The organism is Mesorhizobium sp. M7A.F.Ca.US.007.01.2.1 (assembly GCF_003998165.1).
In the GTDB taxonomy this organism is placed as follows: domain Bacteria; phylum Pseudomonadota; class Alphaproteobacteria; order Rhizobiales; family Rhizobiaceae; genus Mesorhizobium; species Mesorhizobium ciceri.
In genome coordinates this window covers 1-5469 of the sequence record NZ_RZQP01000325.1, presented here as the reverse complement: position 1 = coordinate 5469, position 5469 = coordinate 1, and the positions used below count along the sequence as shown (strand labels likewise).

The window sequence follows — 5469 nt, the reverse complement described above, 5'->3', positions numbered from 1 at the left end:
GGCACGCACTGCCTCGTCGGCGTCGACGGCGCGGACCTCAAGCCCAGCAAGACCAAGTGCGGCCTGGTAGAGTGCGGCCAGCGCGCCGGAGGCAATCAGCACCACGGGTTCGGCACCGGCGCCATGCCGGCGGCTGGCGGAGGCGATCTCGCCGCCGATCAAAAGGCCGGACAGGCAGGCGGCGGCATCGTCGGCTTTCAAATCCTGCAGCAGGCCGGCAGCCCGGATCGAAAACAGCCGCGAGGTGACATCGCCGCCTTCGCCCAATGCGGTTTCGCACCAGCGGCGGAAGAACGGATTTTCCGATGTGACCGGCTTGGGGTGCTCGCCGAGCGAGTGGCGCAGGATCGAATGCGCGGCAAGCACGGAAAACAGCTCACCGGTCGGCCAGGTGCCGAAGCCGGTAACGGCGCCATCCTCGACCAGCACCCATTTCGAATGGGTGCCGGGCATGCAGACCAACTGGCGCCCCCTGGCCGGCAGGCCGGCGCCGGCAAGCTGGGTTTCCTCGCCGCGCATGACGTCGGGCGCGTCAGTCAGCCGCTGGGCAAGGCCCGGAACGATGCGGATGTCACGGCTCTGGCCGGGCACGCTGGCGGCACCCGCAAGGATGGCGGTAAGCGGCGCCGGCACGGTGACATAGGGCGCTTCGAGCCAGCCCTGGCGGGACCCGGCCATGCCGCAGATGATGACGGGCAGCGCCGCTGGTGCTCCCATCGCCGCCAGATGCCCTTCGAGGATGGTCGAAAAGCCCTCTTGCTGCGCGGTGATCAGGCCGTCATCGCCGCGGCGTTCGGCAAGCATCTTGCCTTGCCCGTCGATCAGCCAGACCCGCATGCGGGTCGTGCCCCAGTCGACGGCGGCGACCGCCGGTGCGTTGCCGGCTTGGCTCACAGGAAGCCTCCATCGACGACCAGCATCTGCGCCGTCAGCATGCGCGAGGCGTCCGAGGCCAGGAACAGCACGGTGCCGACGATGTCGTCCGGCTGCATCACCTGTTTTATGCACTGCTTGGCGACATGGGCGGCAAGCCCCTGTTCGGTCACCCAGAGCTCCTTCTGCCGCACGGTGATCACCCAGCCGGGCGCGATGGCGTTGACGCGGATGCCGTCCACACCGAGCTTGCCGGCCAGCCCCTTGGTCAGACCGAGGATACCGGCCTTGGCGGCCGTGTAGGACGGCATGTCGGGGTGGTTGATCAGATAGGACGTCGAGGTGAAGTTGATGATCGAGCCGCCGCCGGCCCGCTTCATGCCCGGCGCCACCGCTTGCGCGGTGAAGAAATGCGGCCTCAGATTAATGGCTTGGTTGTTGTCCCAGAACTCGACCGTCACGTCTTCGACGGCGTGGCGTTCGTCCCAGGCCGCATTGTTGACCAGCACGGTGACATCGCCATGCGCCTCGGCAGCCTTCGCGGCGGACGCCCGCAGGGCCTCGACATCGCGCAAATCGGTCTTGAGATAGAGCGGCCGGCGGCCGAATTCTTTCTCGATGCGGTCGGCAAGAACTGTGCTTGGGCCGTCGGCGATGTCGATGAAGGCGACATTGGCGCCCTGGCGCACAAAACCCTCGGTCAGTGCCGCGCCAATTCCGGAGCCGCCGCCGGTGATCAGCACCGAGGCTCCTTCGAGGTCGGCAAAATGCGCCGATGGCATCATCGTTCTTGTCTCCCAGCGCATGACCCCGAAAATCGGGTCGATTTTCGGAAAGGGATCATGCGCAAATGTTAAATGCTACAGCGTCCTTTGCGCGTCTTGAAAGACGCACGGCGCCGTAGCGTGATCGGCGCGCATCCTAGCCACGCAAGGCGCGCGGGCAAGGGCGAACCGCCGAATTTCAGGGCTTATGTCAGACAAAACGACAATGCGCCGCACCGGATGCGCACGGCAGCACCGTCGGGGTTGGGGATTGGGGAGGATCGCCGGTCAGATCGCCTTGGCGCGCAGGGCGCCGCGGAAGGAATCGCGGAGATAGCCGAGCGTGGCGTCGGCATCGACCGGCTTGCCGAACAGATAGCCCTGTCCGCCGGCGCAGCCAAACTGGACCAAGCGATCGGCCTGCGCTTCCTGCTCGATTCCTTCGGCGACGACGTCCATGCCGAGCCCTTCGCACATGGCCAGAATGGCGCGGATGATGTGTTCCGACGGCCTGTCGTCGAGAATGGAGGAGACGAAGGCGCGGTCGATCTTGAGCTTGTCGAAATGGAATTCGCGCAAGCGGCCGAGCGAGGATTGGCCGGTGCCGAAATCGTCGAGCGAGACGCGGATGCCGACGCGGCGCAGATCCTCGACGATCTGAGCGGCCGAGGCCGGGTCGTTCATCAGGCCGGTCTCGGTGATCTCGATCTCCAGCCGGCGCGGATCGAAGCCGGTGCGGTCGAGGATCGCCAGTATGTGCAGGCCGGTGTTCTGGTCGACGAGCTGCGAGGGTGACAGGTTGAACGACAGGAACAGGTCCTTCGGCCAGCTTCTGGCGGCCTCCGTCGCCTTGCGCAGCACCAGCTGCGACAACGGGCCGATGATGCCGCGCTCCTCGGCGATGGGAATGAAGACGGTCGGCGGCACGGAACCCAGGTCGCGGTCGGTCCAGCGCGCCAGCGTCTCGAAGCCGATGGTGCGGCGCGTGGCGAGATCGACGATGGGTTGGAAATGCGGCTCCACCTCGCCGGCCGAGACAGCCCGGCGCAGCGCCTGTTCGATGCGGGTGACGCGCTTGGCCGCTTCTTCCATCTCACGGGTGTAGACGACGACGCGGCCACGGCCGGAACGCTTGGCGTGGTAGAGTGCCGTCTCTGCCTTGTTGATGAGGATTTCCGTGGTCTCGTCGCCCGAATAGAACAACGAGCAGCCGACCGAGGCCGAAAGCCTGGCGGTGCGTTCGCCGACATCGTAGGGCGCCGACAGGATCTCGATCAGCATGCGCGACTTTTCGGCCGCAGCGTCCTCGCTGAATACCATCGGATAGAGAAAAGCGAATTCGTCGGCGCCGATGCGGCAGACCGTGGAATAGCCGTCCATAGAGGCGCGCAGCCGCATCGCGACCTGGATCAGGATGTCGTCGCCGGCCTTGTGGCCGAACAGATCGTTGATCGGCTTGAAGCCGTCGAGGTCGAGAATCCCGACGGTAAAGGGCGCGGGATCGTCGGCTCGGTCGGCGATCAGCCGATCGACCTTGTCGAAGAAGCGGCGATGGTTGCCAAGCCCGGTCAACGGATCGGTGAATGCCAGATCCGTGCTCTCCCTGTTTGCCTGACCGGTGCCAAACGAAGTTTGCATCGGTGTCCCTGTTTTGTGACTTCGGAATTTATTTTCAGACTGGCAGCAAACCCTTTAGGAAACGTATCGCGAAATCGATTTTCCATGGGCAACCGCGACCTGTTTCGAAGGATCGATGTGAGGTGTGCATTCGGGCTCAAGGAACAACGAGGACGCGCAGCCTGGCTCCTGTCACGGAATGACCGGCAGGGCCGAGCTTGCGACTTGCTGATGCCAATCTTCAAAAGGTCGCGATTGGCAGACGGGCAGTGAGCCTGTACAGGCAGGACAGTCGTCCATCCGAGCCGCCGGAGACCCGCCATGAAGCTGAAAATCGCCGTCCAGATGGACCACATCTCCACCGTGTCGATCGCCGGCGACACCTCGTTCGCGCTGTCGCTGGAAGCGCAGCGGCGTGGCCATGAGCTGTTCCACTACACGCCGGATCGGCTGTCGTTGCGCGACGGCAAGGTGTTTGCCCGCATTGAGGAGATGCAGGTGCGCGACGAGAAAGGCAGCCACTATTCGCTGGGCGAGAAGGTGCGCACCGATCTGTCGGAGATGGATGTCGTCCTGCTGCGCCAGGATCCGCCCTTCGACATGAACTACATCACCACCACGCACATCCTGGAGCGCATCCACCCGAAGACGCTCGTGGTCAACGACCCGGCCTGGGTGCGCAACAGCCCGGAAAAGATCTTCGTCACCGAATTTGCCGACCTGATGCCGGACACGCTGATCACCAAGGATCCACTCGAAGTTGCCGCCTTCCGCAAGGAGTTCGGCGACATCATCGTCAAGCCGCTCTACGGCAATGGCGGCGCCGGCATCTTCCATCTGCTGGAGGGCGACCGCAACCTGGCCTCGCTGCTGGAAATGTTCGGCCAGATGTTTCGCGAACCCTATATCGTGCAGCGCTATCTCAAGGACGTGCGCAAGGGCGACAAGCGCATCATCCTGATCGACGGCGAGCCGGTCGGCGCCATCAACCGCGTGCCCGCCGAACATGATTCCCGCTCCAACATGCATGTCGGCGGCCGCGCCGAAAAGACCGAGCTGACGGCGCGCGAACGCGAGATCTGCGCACGCATCGGGCCTTCGCTGAAGGAGCGTGGCTTCATCCTGGTCGGCATCGACGTGATCGGCGACTACATGACCGAGATCAATGTCACCTCGCCGACCGGCGTGCGCGAGGTCAAACGCTTCGGCGGCGCCGACATCGCCAGCCTGTTCTGGGATGCAGTCGAAGGCAAGCGCGGGTAAGCCGTTTTCATTTTGTCTTAACCATGTTCCGTTTTTGCAACCGCGCTCAATTCGGCTGCAACCCACGCGCTCACATGTTCCCGTAATGTTCTTGATTTGACCGAGGATTTGTGATTGTCTGCCCGTGGGGCCATTTCTTGGCCATCGCGTGGGTTGTGGCCTGGGGGCAAAGAAATGGTGGCGCGGGTTCGCACGGTCGCTTTCCAGGGCATCGAGGCCGTGCCGGTCGACGTGCAGGTGATGATCGCGCCCGGCAAGGTCAACATGCACATCGTCGGCCTGGGCGACAAGGCGGTGGCCGAAAGCCGCGAGCGGGTGCAGGCCGCACTGCATGCATCCGGCCTGTCGATGCCGTCGAAGAAAGTCACGGTCAATCTGGCGCCGGCCGACCTGCCGAAGGAAGGCAGTCACTACGACCTGCCGATCGCGCTTGGCCTGATGGCTGCGCTTGGCGCCATTCCGGGCGACATGCTGGCCGGCTATGTCGTACTTGGAGAATTGTCCCTCGACGGCACGATTGCCGCGGTCGCCGGCGCCTTGCCGGCGGCGATCGCCGCCAATGCCGAGGGTAAAGGCCTGATCTGCCCGTTCGCCTGCGGACCTGAGGCGGCCTGGGCTGGAAAGGATTTCGACATTCTGGCACCGCGCAGCCTGATTGCCATCGCCAATCATTTTCGCGGCACGCAGGTGCTGTCGCGCCCCGAGGCCGGCATCCACGCCGCCGCGCTGGATTTGCCCGACCTCGCCGACATCAAGGGCCAGGAGACCGCCAAGCGGGCGCTGGAAGTGGCGGCCGCCGGCGGGCATAATCTTCTCATGATCGGCCCGCCGGGCTCGGGCAAATCGATGCTGGCGCAGCGGCTGCCGTCGATCCTGCCGCCACTGGCGCCGAAGGAATTGCTCGAAGTCTCGATGATCGCGTCGGTGGCGGGAGAGCTCGGCGAAGGCAAAT

At 64.4% G+C, this 5469-nt stretch carries 5 protein-coding genes; 2 read left to right on the top strand and 3 right to left on the bottom strand.

The genetic code is table 11. The features are described from left to right. The 3 genes from EN949_RS32560 to EN949_RS32550 all read right to left on the bottom strand — a co-directional run. On the bottom strand, positions 1 to 894 hold an 894-nt coding region (locus tag EN949_RS32560), incomplete at its 3' end, for a 2-dehydro-3-deoxygalactonokinase (RefSeq protein WP_164782613.1). Continuing rightward, complete coding sequence (locus EN949_RS32555; protein WP_127366211.1) at positions 891 to 1658, bottom strand: SDR family oxidoreductase; 768 nt, start codon at positions 1656 to 1658, stop codon at positions 891 to 893. The genes EN949_RS32555 and EN949_RS32560, both read right to left, overlap by 4 nt. A gap of 267 nt (positions 1659 to 1925) precedes the next feature. Further along, entirely contained in the window at positions 1926 to 3275 is a 1350-nt protein-coding gene (locus EN949_RS32550) for an EAL domain-containing protein (protein WP_013528600.1), read from the bottom strand. A gap of 300 nt (positions 3276 to 3575) precedes the next feature. On the opposite strand from EN949_RS32550, the gene gshB reads away from it, so the two are divergent. Together gshB and EN949_RS32540 are read left to right on the top strand one after the other, a co-directional pair. Next, positions 3576 to 4517 carry a glutathione synthase gene (gshB, locus tag EN949_RS32545; protein ID WP_027161179.1) on the top strand — a complete coding sequence of 314 codons (942 nt, stop codon included), beginning with the start codon at positions 3576 to 3578 and terminating at the stop codon, positions 4515 to 4517. Positions 4518 to 4691: 174 nt separating this feature from the next. Further along, positions 4692 to 5469: magnesium chelatase domain-containing protein (locus EN949_RS32540; protein WP_164782612.1), on the top strand; the 778-nt coding region annotated here is incomplete at its 3' end.

Coding starts and splice junctions, on each gene's coding strand:
- EN949_RS32555 (WP_127366211.1), bottom strand. CDS start 1,658: ATGATGCCATCGGCGCATTTTGCCGACCTCGAAGGAGCCTCGGTGCTG.
- EN949_RS32550 (WP_013528600.1), bottom strand. CDS start 3,275: ATGCAAACTTCGTTTGGCACCGGTCAGGCAAACAGGGAGAGCACGGAT.
- gshB (WP_027161179.1), top strand. CDS start 3,576: ATGAAGCTGAAAATCGCCGTCCAGATGGACCACATCTCCACCGTGTCG.